Genomic DNA, 16,180 nt, shown 5'->3' with positions numbered 1-16,180 from the left:
GATTAGTGGGAATAGTAGAATCTAGAACTACATGACAGGACTTCGTAAATTTTATAGACAAAATAGTGTGAATTTGTATAATAAGTAAAAAATCCGAATGTTAAATATTTTAGAATAATTTAAAGCTTTTATGTCAGTTTTCTGAAAACAAAGAATGAGAAAACTTAGATATATCAAAGGATTTAATATTTTGTGCTATAACCAATCAGAATTTATAGAAAAATGACAAATTTTCAACATTTTTTAAAACTCTTGCTAAAGATAATAAAACGCTTTAGTATGATGAAACAAAGTTTTTTTATCCTTAAATTAGGGTAGTAATGTTTTTGGAGAATAATTTTTATTTGGGAGAGGGTATTGTATGTCTAGTAAAGATGAAGTTGTAAAATCTGTCCCTCAAAATGGCTTTGTTGGACACCCTAAAGGGCTCTTTACTTTGTTTTTCACGGAATTTTGGGAACGTTTCTCGTATTATGGAATGCGAGCAATTCTCATCTTCTTTATGTATTATGAATTGAATGAGGGTGGCTTAGGTCTAGACCGCGGAACAGCGAACTCTATTATGGCCATCTATGGCTCACTTGTTTATATGTCTGGTATTATAGGTGGCTGGATTGCCGACCGAGTTTTAGGAACACGTAGAACCATTTTTTATGGTGGCGTGTTAATTATGATCGGTCACTTACTGCTAGCATTGCCTGGCGGAGTGACTATGTTATTTGCTTCAATGGCATTTATCGTCATGGGTACAGGTTTATTAAAGCCAAACGTTTCAAGTATTGTTGGGGACATTTATGCTGAAACAGATAGCCGCCGTGATGCAGGTTTTTCTATTTTCTATATGGGTATTAATATGGGGGCATTCATTGCGCCATTTATTGTCGGAACAATTGGACAAAAATATAGCTTCCATCTAGGCTTTGGTTTAGCTGGTCTTGGAATGTTTGTTGGTTTAATTGTTTACAAATTAACAGAGAAAAAGTATTTAGGCTTAGCAGGATTACAAGTTAATAATCCATTAAAGCCTGAAGAACGTAAAAAAGTCTTTACACAATTCGGAATTGTAGCCTTACTTATCATCATTTTAGGTGCTATTGGTATTAAAACGGGTACATTAACAATGAATGTATTCAGTTTTATTATTACGGCACTAGGTGTATTAATTCCAACTGTGTTCTTCATTTATATGTATCGCAGTGAAAAAACTACGAAAGATGAGAAGTCTCGCCTACTTGCTTATATTCCATTATTTTTATCAGCGGTAATGTTCTGGGCTATACAAGAACAAGGGGCAACAATTTTAGCTACGTATGCAGATGAGCGTACTCAGTTAAGTATTGGAGGCATTCAGCTTCAATCTTCATGGTTCCAGTCGTTGAATCCTTTATTTGTCATAACATTGGCACCATTATTTGCGATGCTATGGCTTAAATGGGGGGACAAGCAACCAACTACACCACGTAAGTTTTCATATGCATTGTTTTTTGCAGGTCTCTCATTCTTAGTAATGATGATTCCAGCATACTTATCTGGTGGGGAAACGTTAGTAAGCCCTTTATGGCTAGTCCTGTCATTCTTCCTAGTAGTGGTTGGTGAGTTATTATTATCACCAGTTGGTCTATCTGCTACAACAAAGTTGGCACCGCAAGCCTTTGCAGCACAAACTATGTCATTATGGTTTTTAACAAGTGCCGCAGCACAAGCAATTAATGCGCAATTAGTAAAGGTTTATGAAGTTGTAAGCGAATTCACATACTTCGGCTTCTTAGGTTCATTATCTATTGTGGTCGGAATTATTATATTAGTACTTTCACCGATTATTTCAAAAGCGATGAAGGGTATTAATTAAAAGAAAGATGCAAGTACAGTTTGATTAGTAACTGTACTTGCATCTTTTTTTGCTATCTAAATAAAAGTCTATCTAAGAAATTTAGAGTGAAATATATTATCGTAAGTAGTTAATTTATTGAATGTGGGTATAAGTTTCTATGTAGATAATAATCATTTTCGTTATAATAGTCTTAATAATATGAAAATTTAAGGGGTTGGAAGCCATGAAAGAAGAGTTAGATTATTTGAGGCCAAGGTTAATGGAGATTTTTACGTATTTACATGCAAATCCTGAAATTAGCTGGCATGAAGTAGAAACCACCAATTATATAGTTGAGCTATTAACACAGGAAGGATTTTCTCCTATACGGTTTAAAAATTCCACAGGTCTATACGTCGATGTTGGCCATGGATATCCAAAAGTGGGGTTAAGAACAGATATAGATGCCTTATGGCAGGAGGTCGATGGTCATTTCCGTGCAAATCATTCCTGCGGTCATGACGGACATATGACGATGGCCATTGGTACGCTATTACTTTTAAAAGACTTACAGCAATCATTTAATGGTACAATTCGTGTTATTTTCCAACCGGCAGAAGAAAAGGGAACTGGAGCGTTATCTGTTTTAGAGGAAGGTGTTATTGATGACTTAGATTATTTATTTGGTGTTCATGTACGACCTGTCCATGAGCTAGAGGATGGTACGTATTGTGCTGCGCTCTATCACGGTGCCTCTCGCTTGCTTGAGGGGGAGATTATAGGGGAGGATGCCCATGCTGCAAGACCTCACCTAGGCATTAATGCCATTGAAGTAGGCGCAACGATCATTGAAGATTTAAGAACTATTCATACTGATCCTATGGTGCCAGTGTCTGTTAAGATGACGAAATTTCATGCTGGTGGAGATTCAGGCAATATTATTCCTGGTAATGCATCGTTTACGATTGATATTCGTGCCCAGCAAAATAATGTAATGGATGATTTAGCACAAGGGGTAAAGCGCGTTATAGATTCCTCTAAAATCTTGCATAAGGTGCAGATTGAATTACGCACTGTTGCGAATATTGTAGCTGCTGAAGTCGACACAAGTGCACAATACATGATGGAGCAGGCCATTATACAGGCTGTGGGATTATCGAATTTAAGAAAGCCAGTTCATACACCTGGTGGAGAAGATTTTCATCACTATGCTGTGCAACGACCACATTTAAAAACAACGATGCTTGGCTTGGGCTGTGGTCTTACACCGGGATTGCATCATCCAAAAATGAAATTTAAACAAGCAAGACTTGTCACGGGAGTTGAAATTCTAACGAGGGCAGTACTGCTAGCATTGGATTCAGGGCAGACAAAGGAGGCGTCAGCATAATGTTAGAGCAAGTGCGTATACAGAAAGTAATGACACCGGTAGAAATTGCAGAGGTCCAAAAATTGAATGCAGAAATATGGGGTAGCCAAGCAATTCCCTCCCATCAATTACTAGCAGCTGTACAAAATGGTGGGTTAATAGTAGGGGCATATTTAGGAGAAAAGCTAATTGGCTTTAACTATTGCTTCGTGGGTTATCAAGATGGCGAAATGTACTTACATTCGCACATGATTGGTGTAGAAAAAGCATATCGTGAACAAGGTGTAGCTGAATTATTGAAGCACGCGCAACAAGAATATGCAAAAGAACATGGTTTTCAGCTTGTCCGTTGGTTAATTGAACCGTTAGAAGTACGTTTAGCTAATCTAGCGTTTCTAAAACTAAATGCCACTAGCTATCAATATGAAAATGATTACTATGGCCCGCTCCAGGATGATTTTAATGAAGGACTACCTTCAGATAGGTTAGTCGTTGAATGGTGGATCGAGCGTGACCAAATGACAGATAGCCTTGATGAATTAGAAGAAATAGCGGGGGAGATTGTACCGTGGACATTAACCGTCGATGGCTTACCTGCGCTTGATGTGGAAAATGCATTTCAGATGGAGCAGTCCTTTTACAAGGATGCCTATCTCTTACCAATTCCACAATCTTTACAGAAAATGAAAGTAGAGAGTCCAAAACTTGCAGAGGATTGGCGTTATAAAATACGCACAATCTTAACTACATTATTTAATCAAGATTATGCCATTGTACGTATGAAGAAGCACCCAGAATATGTTCATAGCTATCTGTTAGTCAGACGCTCCTTATTAGCCTTATAATAAGGATAAGGAGTGAATATCGTGAGAGTAGAAAAGATAACGTTAAGGCACTTAAAAATGCCCATGAAAACACCATTTACAACGAGCTTTGGCACAGTCGATGAAAAAGAGCTGTTATTAGTAGAAGCAAGAGATGAGTCAGGAATTACAGGATGGGGAGAAACCGTTGCTTTTGTAGCACCTTGGTATACAGAAGAGACATTAAAGACCACATGGCATATGCTACAGGATTTTTTGATACCCATCTTGTTACATAAAGAGATTGGGCATCCAGATGAGGTCAATTCCTTATTTGCCCCTATTCGTCGAAATTGTATGGCGAAGGCTTCGATAGAGGGTGCTGTCTGGGACATCTATGCTCAACTAACGAAGCAATCACTTGCACAGGCATTAGGTGGCCAAAAGCAGCGTATTGAAGTCGGTGTCAGTGTAGGTATCCAGCCTTCCACTGCGCAATTAATAGAGGTAATAAAAAGTCATATTGAAAAGGGTTACAAAAGGGTGAAAATAAAAATAAAGCCTGGCTATGATGTTGAGGTAGTACGAGCAATCCGTGCGGAACTACCAGACTTACCTTTGATGGTGGATGCAAACTCTGCTTATACATTAGAGGATATAAATATACTTCAGCAGCTGGATGACTTTCGTTTATTAATGATTGAACAACCATTAGCTACGGATGATATTGTCGATCATGCAACATTACAGAAAAAGTTAAAAACGCCTATTTGTTTAGATGAAAGTATCACATCTTTTGAGGATGCCAGACGAGCGATTGAGCTTGGGAGCTGTGGTGTCATTAACATCAAGATTGGACGAGTAGGTGGTTTAACAGAAGCGAAACGAATCCATGATTTATGTAAAGCGAAACGAATTCCAGTTTGGTGTGGTGGTATGTTAGAAGCAGGGATCGGACGAGCACATAATATTGCCTTAACATCGCTTAGTCATTTTATTTTACCTGGTGATACTGCAGGTTCTAGTCATTATTGGTATGAAGATATAATTGATCCTGAAGTAGTAGTGAAAGATGGTTATATTGAGGTGTCGCAGTCAGTTGGTATTGGGTATGCGCCTAATATGACTATTATTGATAAGTTAACGATTAGTACAGAGGTCTATCAATAAAGCATTAGTAAGTCAATAAAGGAAAAACGAGGAGAGAACTGATTGAAAAAAAGCTTGCAAGTCGGTGGGGCCTATGTAGGAATCATCGTTGGAGCTGGATTTGCATCAGGACAGGAAATTGTCCTCTATTTTACAAGCTATGGCTTTCAAGGCGTATATGGTGCGCTGTTAGCCATGGTTGGCTTCTCTATTGTTGGCATGTGTATTGCTCAAGTGAGCTCAAGACTCCGCACAGCCTCACATAAGGATTTGATTTATCAAATTTCAGGGAATACGATTGGCTTTGTGTTGGATTTTGTATTATCTCTCTTTTTATTTGGTGTAGCCGTAATTATGTTTGCTGGTGCGGGTGCAACATTTCAGCAAATGTTTGGACTACCTATTTGGCTAGGGAGTATTTGTATGATCTTACTTACAGTAGCTACGGTCATGATGGATGTCAAAAGCATTATTAATATCATTGCCCTTGCCACACCCTATCTACTAACAATTGTCTCTATTATCGCAATCTATGCTATAGCAACGATGGACCTTACCTTTGTAGAGCAGGCAGTTATTGCCCAACAGGTTCAAGTAAGTGCAAACAGTTGGTGGGTGACGGCCTTACTGTATATGTCATTCAATGTAGGGGTTAGCTTTTCTTTACTAACGGTTATGTGTGGTTCTATACGCAATGCCAAAGTTGCTGGCATGGGTGGCATAATTGGTGGCATTTTGTTAGGTGCTTTAATTTTACTTGTTAATTTTTCCCTTCTAGCAAAAATGAATATCATTGTTGGATTAGATATTCCAATGCTAGCCTTAGCAAATGAAATTCATCCTATAGTGGGCCTTTTAATGGCAATTTCCCTTTTGGGGATGATTTATAATACGGCCGTAGGAATGCTCTATTCTTTCATGGTAAGGTTTTTCGAGCCTAGTAAAGCTAGCTATAGAGTAGCAGTTATTTTTATAGGTGGTCTCGGATTTCTAGCGAGTCTTGTAGGATTCACGACACTAGTGGCAAAGCTGTATGCAGTAATGGGCTATGTAGGTTTGGTGTTAATTATATTTATTGTTTCTGCGTGGTTAAGGGGTACGAGGAAGATTATTTAATATAAAAATGGTAATTGAGAGATAGCTTTTGTTCTCAATTACCTTTTTGTTTGGATAAAAAATTTGTAGAAATAGTGAATTATTTCAGTTGTAGAGTTTAGCGAACTTACTGATATTTTGTTTATTAGACACGTTTTTTAGTTAATACTCAATAAAACGAGAATAATTCTCAATTGTTGGTTGACTGACAATAAAATCATGCTTATAATGGGAAACGTGAGTAATGATAATCATTTTCACTAGAAAGTGAATTACACACAAAAATGAAATCTACCGGGGATTACTATGAAAATAAGATATCTTTTAACAGCAACGATTGTGCTGTCTATTGTGTCGCTATTTATCGGAGTAATAGATATTAAGCCTAGCGACCTATTAGACTTTCAATCAGAAGAAGCTAGACTATTTTTAATTAGTCGTGTACCTAGACTTGTTGCTATTTTGCTAGCAGGTGCAGGTATGAGTATTGCTGGTTTAATTATGCAAAGCTTAAGTAGGAATAAGTTCGTATCGCCAACAACAGCTGGTACATTAGATGCCACGCGGTTGGGTGTATTGATTTCCATGATGTTCTTTACGAATGTCACGTATTTTCAAAAAATTTCCTTCGCTTTCATATTTGCTTTAGCCGGCACATTACTATTTATGCAAATATTAAACCGAATTAAGTTTAAAGATGCGATTTTTATACCGCTTATTGGCTTAATGTATGGAAATATTTTGTCCTCCGTTACAACATTCTTTGCGTACAAGGCGAATATTATCCAGAACATTTCTGCATGGTTACAAGGAGATTTCTCATTAATCATGAAAGGCCGTTATGAACTGTTATACATAAGTGTGCCAGTACTTATTTTAGCTTACATTTACGCAAATCGTTTTACTGTAGCTGGGATGGGTGAGGATTTTGCAAAAAACCTTGGTCTATCCTATAAATTTGTGGTGAATTTAGGCTTAGTGTTGGTAGCCCTTATTTCCACAACAGTGGTGTTAACAGTCGGTGTCATTCCTTTCCTTGGTTTGATTATTCCAAACATAATTTCACTGTTTAAAGGTGATAATTTGGCAAAAACCTTGCCACATACAGCATTACTTGGTATGTCATTTTTATTATTCTGCGATATTTTGGGACGTGTACTGATTTTCCCTTATGAAATACCAATTAGTATGACTGTTGGTGTAATTGGAAGTGCCATCTTCCTATTCATGTTGTTTAGGGGGAGAGCATATGCGTAATCGTACAAAAATGTTCATTTTACTAGGTCTTGCCATAATAGCTATTTTATTGTATTTATTTTGGGCACTAAATGGTAACTATCATTATGCTTTTCCACGTCGTGTCATAAAGGTAGTAGCGATGTCGTTAACAGGTATAGCTATTGCCTATTCAACAGTAGTTTTCCAGACAATTACCCATAATCGTATTTTAACGCCAAGTGTCATGGGATTAGATGCTTTATATATGTTGATTCAAACATTCATCTACTTTTTCTTTGGCTCTACATCTATATTAGTCATTAATATTTACTATAATTTCACGCTTGCTATTGTAGTGATGATTATATTCGCTTTAATTTTTTACCGAGTATTATTTAAAGAAGGAAAGCGACCGATTTATTTTTTACTGCTTGTCGGAATGATTGTTGGTACGTTTTTAGGAAGTATTACGACGTTCTTCCAAGTATTAATCGATCCTAATGAGTTTTTAGGTTTACAAAGTAAAATGTTTGCAAGCTTTAATAATGTCAATTCAGATTTAGTTTGGCTAGCAGGTGTTATCATTTTAATAACGTTTGCATATGGTGCTCGCCACATGAATCAATTAGACGTGATGTCCTTGGGACGAGATACAGCGATTAATTTAGGTGTACCTTACGATAAGTTGGTACAACGTATGTTGATTTTAGCTTCGATCTTGATTGCCGTTTCGACGGCGCTCGTTGGGCCGATCACATTCTTTGGTTTAATTGTTGCAAATTTATCGTATCAGTATTTCAAAACATACAAGCATTCTATTTTGATTACTGGCTCCTGTGTCATGAGTATTATTGCTTTAATCGGTGGACAGTGGATGGTTGAACGTGTATTTGGTTTCAGTACTACACTTAGTGTCATTATTAATTTTGTGGGTGGGGTTTACTTCATCTACTTATTATTAAGAGAAAGTAGGTCAGCAGGATGATTCAAGTCAAAGAAATTACGAAGTTTTTTGGGAAAAAGCCTGTCGTTCAAGATGTAAGTGTTGACATTGTTTCAGGAAAAATCACATCTTTTATTGGACCGAATGGTGCAGGGAAGTCCACGCTACTTTCAATGGTAAGCCGTTTACTGAATGCAGATACTGGCGAAGTACTACTCGATAAAGCAGATGTACGTCGTTGGAAATCAGATGATTTTGCCAAGCGTGTCTCGATATTAAAGCAATCAAACTTTATGAATGTCCGTCTAACCATTCGTGAGCTTGTATCCTTTGGTCGTTTCCCTTATTCAAAAGGAAACCTAAAGCCTGAAGATGAAGAAAAAGTGGACGAAGCTATTCGCTACATGAATTTAGAAGATATGCAACAAAGTTATTTAGATGAACTATCAGGCGGTCAACGTCAGCGTGCTTTTATTGCAATGGTTATTGCGCAGGATACAGAGTATATCTTACTGGACGAGCCATTGAATAATTTAGATATGAAGCATTCTGTCCAGATTATGAAGATTTTACGTAAACTTGTTGATGAGTTAGGGAAAACAGTGGTCATCGTATTACATGATATTAATTTTGCCTCTGTTTATTCTGATAATATCGTGGCATTGAAAGATGGCCGTGTAGTTAAAAACGGTCCTACAAATGACATTATTAACTCAGATGCATTGAAGGAAATCTATGATATGGATATCCCTGTTCAAGAACAGGATGGCTGTCGAATTTGTGTTTATTTTAATTCGTAAAAATAGTTATCGATGGATCAACCATCAATTGACTATCAAATAAATTATTTAAAGGAGAATTTTACAATGAAAAAATGGAAATTACTTACGGTATTAATGGCAATGATGCTATTAGTATTAGCTGCTTGCGGTTCAAAAGACGAAGCAAAAGAAGAAGATAAAGGGACTTCAACTGACAAACCGGCTGAAGAACAAAATGAAGAATCATCAGTATACCCACTAACAATTCCTGGAAGCACAGTTGAAGGTCGTGATAGCACTACTACATTTGAAGAAGTAAAACTTGATAAAATGCCAGAAAAAGTTGTCGTTTTTGATAATGGTTTCCTAGATACATTAGATGCTTTAGGTGTTAATCCTACTGCTGTAGTACAAGATTCATTACCAGCTTACTTAAGCAAATATAAAGATAGCACTTATGTAAATGCAGGTACATTATTCGAACCTGATTATGAAAAACTATCTGAAATCAACCCTGATATTATTTTCATCTCTGGTCGTGCATCAGCAGCTTATGCTGAATTATCTAAAATTGCACCTACTGTATACGTTGGTGTAGATAACAATAACTTCTTAGAGTCATTCAAAGCTAATACAGAATTAGCAGGTAAAATCTTTGGTAAAGAAAAAGAAGCAGCAGATGCAATTGCTGCCTATGAAGCAAAAGTAGAAGAAGTAAAAGCAAAAGCAACTGCAACAGAAGAAAAAGCATTAATCGTTTTAGGTAGTGAAGGTTCATTATCTGTATTTGGTCCTGGTTCACGTTTCGGTGTGATTCATGATGTATATGGTGTAAAAGCTGTAGCTGAAGCTGGCGGATTTAAAATTGAGTCTCATGGTGATAATGCAAGCTTTGAGTTCGTACGTGAGAAAAACCCAGATATTTTATTCGTTATTGACCGTGACGCTGTTGTAAATGAAAACGGTGAGTCAGGTACAAAAGCAGCAATTGAAAACGAAATCGTAAGTGCAACAAATGCTGTGAAAAACAGTAAAGTATTCTACTTGGATCCGGAAGTTTGGTACCTTTCAGGTGGCGGTTTACAATCAGAAACACAAAAAGCTGAAGATGTGTTAAAGGCGTTTAACTAATATGTTTGTACAAATTAAACGTATCGTTGTGACGGAAGGTAATTCGGATAAGGTTGTGGAACGCTTTGGTGCTAAGCCAAACAGTCCATCATTACTTGAACAACAACCTGGTTATATTGATAAACAGGTTCTTGTAAAGAAAGTTCGCCGCGGTGATGAGGAAGTGCTAGTGATGGTTCGCTGGGAATCAGAAGAAGCATGGAAAAATTGGGAGAAGAGCCCTGAGCATATTGCCGGCCACAAGGCAAGCGCAGGAAAGCCAAAGCCTGATCATATCATTGAAAGTGGACAAGAAGTTTATTATGTAAAAGGTTAATAGCCTTAAGGTGTCTCAAGAGATTGAGGCACCTTTTTTAATACATATAAAAGCAGGTCACGTTGATGATGGTGACCTGCTTAACTATATTTTAATGTTTGATTGATGTTTTTCGCCACCCACTAAATGTTGAATCCATATTAAAGGATATCGTGCTTTCATTGATGGACAATCCTGAAATGCTTGTATTTCCTTGCTCATCAAAATGATCTTGAGTCGTCGTCTCCATTTCTAGCCCTCTAGCATTGATGATGGTGTATTGTGGTGTCATATAGACAGAAGGTGAATCTAGGTTTAATCCAAAGGTAAAAGGATTGACAGATGCCATACTGGATAAACTTTCGGTCGAAACTCTTATAATGCCATGCTGCTCCATATAAAGATCCCTTTTTTGTTGGAATGTATCCTCAAATCCAGGAATATCACTAATAAGATTTGATACGGTTGAAATACCTTGATATGCTGCTAAAGTTTCTTGATAAGCTTTTAACTCGGATTGAATAATGACTTGCTCCATTCGATGTTGATCAATTGTAGGCTGTTTAATTGTAATTTCTTCAGCTGAGACAGAGATATTACATGAAAAAGTAGCCGTAAGTATGAAAATAGTTTCATTTAATGCATTTTTCAATATTAAATCACTCCCAGTACAAAAGAATTTATTGTTCACTAATGTTTAATTTATTGCTATAAAATCTTTTGTTCTAATAATACAGATATTGTAGTAATATCAAATTCCGTTAATTGGTATATTAGGTAATTAGGACAGAAATAAACATACAGAAAATAATATTTATTTCAAACCGTAAGTCCTGATCCCCTTATTTGTAAATTAAATATGTATAAGACAGTACAGATAGTCATTTACCAGTACTTTCATTTGTTTTACATAGCAGTAGTATATTGAGCAGGATAAAAATCTTGCTATAGCTAAAATTACTAATCCTCGAGTTACTATAAGCGTAACATCTGTTAGAACGCCATTTCAAGGGTAAGTTTACGCCACTTTAGTGGCGGTGCTTAGTTCTCTACCGCCATTTTTTTAGTAATTATTAGCAAAAATCTGGCGTGGTTTGCATGAATAACGCCATTTTTTGGCGGTCTCTATCTCTAAAAAAGAATTAATGCTTTTATATGGCTTACCTAATTATGTTACTAGTATTAATTCCCACTAATCTATATAATATCTAGTAATATGCTAGAGAGGAGAGAGGACTATTGAACGGTTTAGATGAACGTATTAATGAATCATTAGACATTCTTATAGAAAATGAGACATTACTGGGACATGAGCTACAATTACTGTTAAAAAGCTTTAAAGAAGAAAAAACAACCAGAGGTTTTTCCTTTGGTAAGTTATGCTTTTGGCATTACGAAGCATTTTCTGACGGAGTAAATGAAGATATCTATAAAGTAGCTGCGGCAATTGAACTTTTAATACTTTCCTTTGATATTATTGATGATATACAGGATAAGGATTCAGACTATATTTGGAGTAAAACACCTGAGTTATCATTAAACGTTGCCTTAGCAATGCTGATCATGGCTTCTAAAGCAATCGATGACACTTCCTTTGAGCATAAACAAGTTGCTATAAGACTACTTGAGAAATACGCGTTACAAAGTATAAATGGTCAACAACTAGATTTACTAAATAATTGCCGCGATGAAGAATCCTATGTACAAATGATAACTCAGAAATCTGGCTCTTTAACAGCAATGGGCTGTTTGATCGGCGAAGTACTTGCAAAAGGGGAAGTTTCTAAAGAAGTAGAGGAGTATGGGAAATACATAGGTATTATCCAGCAAATTAAAAATGATATACAAGGCTTGAAAGTGTGGGGCCCTAAAAATGACCTGCTAAACAAAAAATATTCATTGCCTATTATATACCTTTTAACCAAGAAAAATGATATTTCAAATTCTGTTGCCAGCTATTATAATGATGATATAGTTACAGTTTTAGATCAAAATGCAACAGAAAATGAGTTGACAAATAGTGGGGCAATACGCTATGCCATCACAATAAAAAATGTTTACAAGTTTAAAGCCTTGAATTACCTTGAAAATGTAGAGATAAACGAATTAGGTAAAATATATCTGCAAGAATTAATGAAATGAGGAGAGATTAGTATGATTAATGTAATCCAGTATTTAGAACAAAATCCTAGCCTAGTTGGACTATTAAAAGAACAAAAAGCCTCATTAATTGGAGTTTCACCTGTTGAACAAAAAGCAATTCTAGAAGCATTTAGCGGAGAGATGATTGCAGAAAGTGATGTTTGGAACTAAAAACATTGCGTAGTAAATTATTTTGGCCAGCTATAATTCTCTATTTAATGATTGGCTTTTATTTAAATTATGTGAATTATAGCGCGCCATATATTGATATTGAGGTAGAAAAAGAAAATGGTCAGTGGGTAGTAACTCAACTTGATTATAAAGACTGGGCGGACAGTCAAAATATAGCCATTGGTGATGTTATTGTAAAGGTAGATGAACGTCCAATTGACCATTTAAATCAGCTGAAGTATAAATCCAAAATATTATCAGCTAATGATTTAACAGTTATGAAGCCAAGTGGAAGTTTAATAAACATACATATTAGACACTTAGATATTCCTCAGCAATTTTTATATATATTTTTTGTTCCGGCGTGTTATTATTTTTTGACGTTATTCATTGCGTTTTATTTACATTCCAAGCAAAGGAATTCAAAGTTAGCAGACTTACTTATTCTTTTTATGTTAAATGTTTCATTAGCATATGTGAGCAGTGGTGTCTCTGGTAGGTTAGATGCGATCGGTATTATCGTCAATCGTAGTAGTATGGTGTTATGTTTAGTCCTATTATTACATTTTTTAAGAAATTACTTTTTATTTGTGAAAGCGAATTGGGTATTTATGGATAATGTCAAACTCTTTTATGTTTTCCCCATAATCGCTTTTATACTAGGTTTTACAGGCACTATTTATCCTGCTGCTAACGATATTCTTTCCAATATAGTATTAGCCATGTTTCTTCTTCTCCTTGTGATTATCCTTAGTATTTTACTAATAAGCTATTTCAAATACAGCTCACCACAGTTGAAAATTTTATTAAATAGTATATTAATACCGTTTCTACCATTTCTTTTTTTGTATGCACTTCCACAAATTCTTTTTCATACGTACATTCTTTCAGCTGAAATTTGCTCATTATTTTTATTGCTTATACCTTTTAGCTTTATCTTTACACAACTAACGGAAAGGCTATTTGATATTGAGTATCATATTACAAGATTACGCTATTATGTCATATTCTCTTTAAGCTTTACGTTATGGATTACTATGGGACTGTATTTTATTGCAGGACAGTATTTAACTATGACTGTCATGTCAGGAGTAGCACTTTTTACATTTTCATCATTAGTAATTCTCTTTTACGTAAAAGAAAAGGTTGATTATCGAAAACGGAAAATACTATTTTCTACAAAAGGTGACTATATTCATCAACTATATACTGCTGTAGATAAAATTGGTAAAACCATTAAAATCGACGAGCTTTTAGAGAAATTTGCTTATGAAGTTTCTATGCATCTTGAGTTAGAGGATGTTTTTGTCATAACATATAACTATGTTACGAATGAATTCTTAACGATGGCTGGAGAAAGTTTTACGATTCATCCTGATACTGTGGAAGAGTTGAGATTAGGAGAAATAAGAAAGATAGACAAAGTTTATGTAGCCTTTCTCCATCAAGACGCACATTATAAAAGAGCATTAGTGTTGGGGCATAATAATACGATCCATTTAAAAGATGAGGAGCTTTTATGGCTTGAATTGCTCCTATTGTATGTAAATAATTTTATTGAAAATACAAAGATGGTGGAAGAACTGATAGAGGAACTAAAGCATATGAAACAGGCTGACGATGGTCAGTTACCATGGCTAAATAAGCTATTATGGTTAAGGTTTGAAGAAGAAAAATACCAGTTAGCTCAAGAGTTACATGACACCAATTTACAAGAGCAACTCCATATTGCACGAGAAGTGGATGTCCTTGTTAATGCAAAGAATACATCGGATATTCAAGAGCAACTTGCTAAAATTCATAAACAAATGCTTATCTCTTTATATGAATTGCGGAGCTATTGTGAAAATCTAAAGCCTCCTTTATTGGATACTTTAGGTTTAAATGCTGCATTAGAAAAGTTAATTCGAAAAGTTCAAGAAAGAGCTAACTTTGTGCTCATTTATACAATCGATCGTCTTTATTTAGAGGATGAGCGCATGAATTTAATGATTTATCGATTGTTTCAAGAACTACTGAATAATGCGTTAAAGCATTCCTATGCCGCATCCGTTGAAATCCATTTAAATGAGATGAATGATGGCTTTGAAATCATTTATAATGATGATGGTGTAGGCTGTAACGTGGAGGATATTATTGTAGCAGAGTCTATGGGTATTCGAGGTATGCAGGAGCGTGTAAAAGCATTTAATGGGCAATTTTATATTGACGCTCACATAAACAAAGGGATGTCTATTAGAATAATAGTGAAAGAAGGGAGTGAAACACTTGATTACGATGCTCATAGTGGATGATCACCCAATAGTATTAGAGGGAACTAAAAACTTATTTCAAGAGAATGATGATATTATCATTGATACGGAAAGCGATGCTACTTGTGTTATTCAAAGAATAAAAAATAAGCCATATGATATCTATTTGATTGATATCAATATGCCACTCGAAAATGGCATTAACTTAGCCCGTAATATTAAAGCTTTTCAGTCAAATGCTGCAGTTATCCTCTATACAGGTGATGATATCACGGATTATTACCCGCTTATTTTGGAAAGAAAAATAGAAGGCATTTTAGCTAAAACGGCCTCTAAAGAGCAAATTTTACGAACGGTGAGAGCCATTGCAAACGGAGAAATTGTTTTACCTAAAAATTTCTTGGATTTTTTGGATGATAAATTTAAACTGCAAGATGCAAAAGATATTCATTTAAATGAAAAGGAAAAGAAAATTTTAAGATTGATTGCGGAGGGCCATACAAATAAAGCCATCGCGATTGAATTAAACATTCCTCAGCGAACAACTGAGAGATATTTGACACAACTCTTTTCTCTGCTCAATGTAGATTCACGAACAGAGGCTGTAAATCTAGCTGAAAGAATGAATTTACTCTAAACTATTTCTATGCTATACTCTTGGTATATTTTTCAATAAAAAGGGAGCTTTCTGGGAGTTTACTATCCTAAATATTACCTTAGTAAAATAAAACCATATTTATATGAGAAATAACCTATAAAATACTAGGAACACCGCCAAAAAAGTGGCGGTGTTTTTTATGACCGCCAAATCACGCCAGATTTTCACTTGAATCACGCCAAAAAATTGGCGTAAACCCGAAGTTGAAAAGACGGTGTAAGTACTGGTACGCTTAAATTAACGGTGGTTAAGTAGATTTGCTTTAGTGAGTAATAGACAATAGATTTTATTAGAATAAGCAGCCTGACTATCTATGAATAAAGTAGCGTTAGTAGATTGTAGAATGTTACTAGCTAGTCAATATACTTCACCATAAAACTTTA

General features: G+C 35.6%; 15 protein-coding genes. 14 read left to right on the top strand and 1 reads right to left on the bottom strand.

Annotated elements, in window-relative coordinates:
- The first annotated feature begins 361 nt into the window (after positions 1 to 361).
- From NV349_RS21085 to NV349_RS21040, 10 genes are all read left to right on the top strand, one after another.
- Complete coding sequence (locus NV349_RS21085) at positions 362 to 1,849, top strand: peptide MFS transporter (protein ID WP_036128411.1); 1,488 nt, start codon at positions 362 to 364, stop codon at positions 1,847 to 1,849.
- Between the two features lie 205 nt (positions 1,850 to 2,054).
- Positions 2,055 to 3,200 carry a M20 peptidase aminoacylase family protein gene (locus tag NV349_RS21080; protein ID WP_036128409.1) on the top strand — a complete coding sequence of 382 codons (1,146 nt, stop codon included), beginning with the start codon at positions 2,055 to 2,057 and terminating at the stop codon, positions 3,198 to 3,200.
- Complete coding sequence (locus tag NV349_RS21075) at positions 3,200 to 4,024, top strand: GNAT family N-acetyltransferase (RefSeq protein WP_058844744.1); 825 nt, start codon at positions 3,200 to 3,202, stop codon at positions 4,022 to 4,024. Before NV349_RS21080 ends, NV349_RS21075 begins: the two co-directional genes overlap by 1 nt.
- 21 nt (positions 4,025 to 4,045) lie before the next feature.
- Entirely contained in the window at positions 4,046 to 5,152 is a 1,107-nt protein-coding gene (menC, locus tag NV349_RS21070) for an o-succinylbenzoate synthase (protein ID WP_271911170.1), read from the top strand.
- A gap of 42 nt (positions 5,153 to 5,194) precedes the next feature.
- Positions 5,195 to 6,247 (top strand): YkvI family membrane protein, encoded by a 1,053-nt coding sequence (locus tag NV349_RS21065; RefSeq protein WP_271911168.1) that lies wholly within the window; start codon positions 5,195 to 5,197, stop codon positions 6,245 to 6,247.
- Positions 6,248 to 6,532: 285 nt separating this feature from the next.
- Entirely contained in the window at positions 6,533 to 7,483 is a 951-nt protein-coding gene (locus tag NV349_RS21060; RefSeq protein ID WP_036128401.1) for an ABC transporter permease, read from the top strand.
- Positions 7,476 to 8,429: an iron chelate uptake ABC transporter family permease subunit gene (locus NV349_RS21055; RefSeq protein ID WP_271911166.1), complete on the top strand. Its 954-nt coding sequence runs from the start codon at positions 7,476 to 7,478 to the stop codon at positions 8,427 to 8,429. The genes NV349_RS21060 and NV349_RS21055 overlap by 8 nt, the downstream gene beginning before the upstream one ends.
- Positions 8,426 to 9,187 (top strand): iron ABC transporter ATP-binding protein, encoded by a 762-nt coding sequence (locus tag NV349_RS21050; RefSeq protein WP_036128397.1) that lies wholly within the window; start codon positions 8,426 to 8,428, stop codon positions 9,185 to 9,187. The genes NV349_RS21055 and NV349_RS21050 overlap by 4 nt, the downstream gene beginning before the upstream one ends.
- A 66-nt stretch (positions 9,188 to 9,253) precedes the next feature.
- Entirely contained in the window at positions 9,254 to 10,279 is a 1,026-nt protein-coding gene (locus NV349_RS21045) for a siderophore ABC transporter substrate-binding protein (RefSeq protein ID WP_036128395.1), read from the top strand.
- Position 10,280: 1 nt separating this feature from the next.
- Positions 10,281 to 10,595 (top strand): antibiotic biosynthesis monooxygenase family protein, encoded by a 315-nt coding sequence (locus tag NV349_RS21040; protein WP_036128393.1) that lies wholly within the window; start codon positions 10,281 to 10,283, stop codon positions 10,593 to 10,595.
- Between the two features lie 91 nt (positions 10,596 to 10,686).
- On the opposite strand, the gene NV349_RS21035 is transcribed toward NV349_RS21040, so the two are convergent.
- Positions 10,687 to 11,226 (bottom strand): hypothetical protein, encoded by a 540-nt coding sequence (locus NV349_RS21035; protein WP_036128391.1) that lies wholly within the window; start codon positions 11,224 to 11,226, stop codon positions 10,687 to 10,689.
- A gap of 587 nt (positions 11,227 to 11,813) precedes the next feature.
- On the opposite strand from NV349_RS21035, the gene NV349_RS21030 reads away from it, so the two are divergent.
- The 4 genes from NV349_RS21030 to NV349_RS21015 are packed head-to-tail and all read left to right on the top strand — an operon-like array spanning position 11,814 to position 15,776.
- Positions 11,814 to 12,716, top strand: coding sequence for a polyprenyl synthetase family protein (locus NV349_RS21030; RefSeq protein WP_036128377.1), 903 nt, complete (start codon positions 11,814 to 11,816; stop codon positions 12,714 to 12,716).
- A gap of 12 nt (positions 12,717 to 12,728) precedes the next feature.
- On the top strand, positions 12,729 to 12,887 hold the full coding sequence (gene comX, locus NV349_RS21025) for a competence pheromone ComX (protein ID WP_036128375.1): 159 nt from the start codon (positions 12,729 to 12,731) through the stop codon (positions 12,885 to 12,887).
- Positions 12,888 to 12,934: 47 nt separating this feature from the next.
- Positions 12,935 to 15,181, top strand: a complete 2,247-nt coding sequence (locus NV349_RS21020) for a sensor histidine kinase (RefSeq protein ID WP_089934479.1) — start codon at positions 12,935 to 12,937, stop codon at positions 15,179 to 15,181.
- Positions 15,165 to 15,776 carry a response regulator transcription factor gene (locus NV349_RS21015; protein ID WP_244504882.1) on the top strand — a complete coding sequence of 204 codons (612 nt, stop codon included), beginning with the start codon at positions 15,165 to 15,167 and terminating at the stop codon, positions 15,774 to 15,776. The genes NV349_RS21020 and NV349_RS21015 overlap by 17 nt, the downstream gene beginning before the upstream one ends.
- The last annotated feature ends 404 nt before the right edge of the window (positions 15,777 to 16,180 follow it).

Source organism: Lysinibacillus sp. OF-1, assembly GCF_028356935.1.
In the GTDB taxonomy this organism is placed as follows: domain Bacteria; phylum Bacillota; class Bacilli; order Bacillales_A; family Planococcaceae; genus Lysinibacillus; species Lysinibacillus fusiformis_D.
This window is presented reverse-complemented; position numbering and strand designations above follow the sequence as displayed.

What these genes read in the sequence shown, in the direction of transcription:
- NV349_RS21085 (WP_036128411.1), top strand. Translation starts at nt 362, where the DNA reads ATGTCTAGTAAAGATGAAGTTGTAAAATCTGTCCCTCAAAATGGCTTT.
- NV349_RS21080 (WP_036128409.1), top strand. Translation starts at nt 2,055, where the DNA reads ATGAAAGAAGAGTTAGATTATTTGAGGCCAAGGTTAATGGAGATTTTT.
- NV349_RS21075 (WP_058844744.1), top strand. Translation starts at nt 3,200, where the DNA reads ATGTTAGAGCAAGTGCGTATACAGAAAGTAATGACACCGGTAGAAATT.
- NV349_RS21060 (WP_036128401.1), top strand. Translation starts at nt 6,533, where the DNA reads ATGAAAATAAGATATCTTTTAACAGCAACGATTGTGCTGTCTATTGTG.
- NV349_RS21055 (WP_271911166.1), top strand. Translation starts at nt 7,476, where the DNA reads ATGCGTAATCGTACAAAAATGTTCATTTTACTAGGTCTTGCCATAATA.
- NV349_RS21050 (WP_036128397.1), top strand. Translation starts at nt 8,426, where the DNA reads ATGATTCAAGTCAAAGAAATTACGAAGTTTTTTGGGAAAAAGCCTGTC.
- NV349_RS21045 (WP_036128395.1), top strand. Translation starts at nt 9,254, where the DNA reads ATGAAAAAATGGAAATTACTTACGGTATTAATGGCAATGATGCTATTA.
- NV349_RS21040 (WP_036128393.1), top strand. Translation starts at nt 10,281, where the DNA reads ATGTTTGTACAAATTAAACGTATCGTTGTGACGGAAGGTAATTCGGAT.
- comX (WP_036128375.1), top strand. Translation starts at nt 12,729, where the DNA reads ATGATTAATGTAATCCAGTATTTAGAACAAAATCCTAGCCTAGTTGGA.
- NV349_RS21020 (WP_089934479.1), top strand. Translation starts at nt 12,935, where the DNA reads ATGATTGGCTTTTATTTAAATTATGTGAATTATAGCGCGCCATATATT.
- NV349_RS21015 (WP_244504882.1), top strand. Translation starts at nt 15,165, where the DNA reads ATGCTCATAGTGGATGATCACCCAATAGTATTAGAGGGAACTAAAAAC.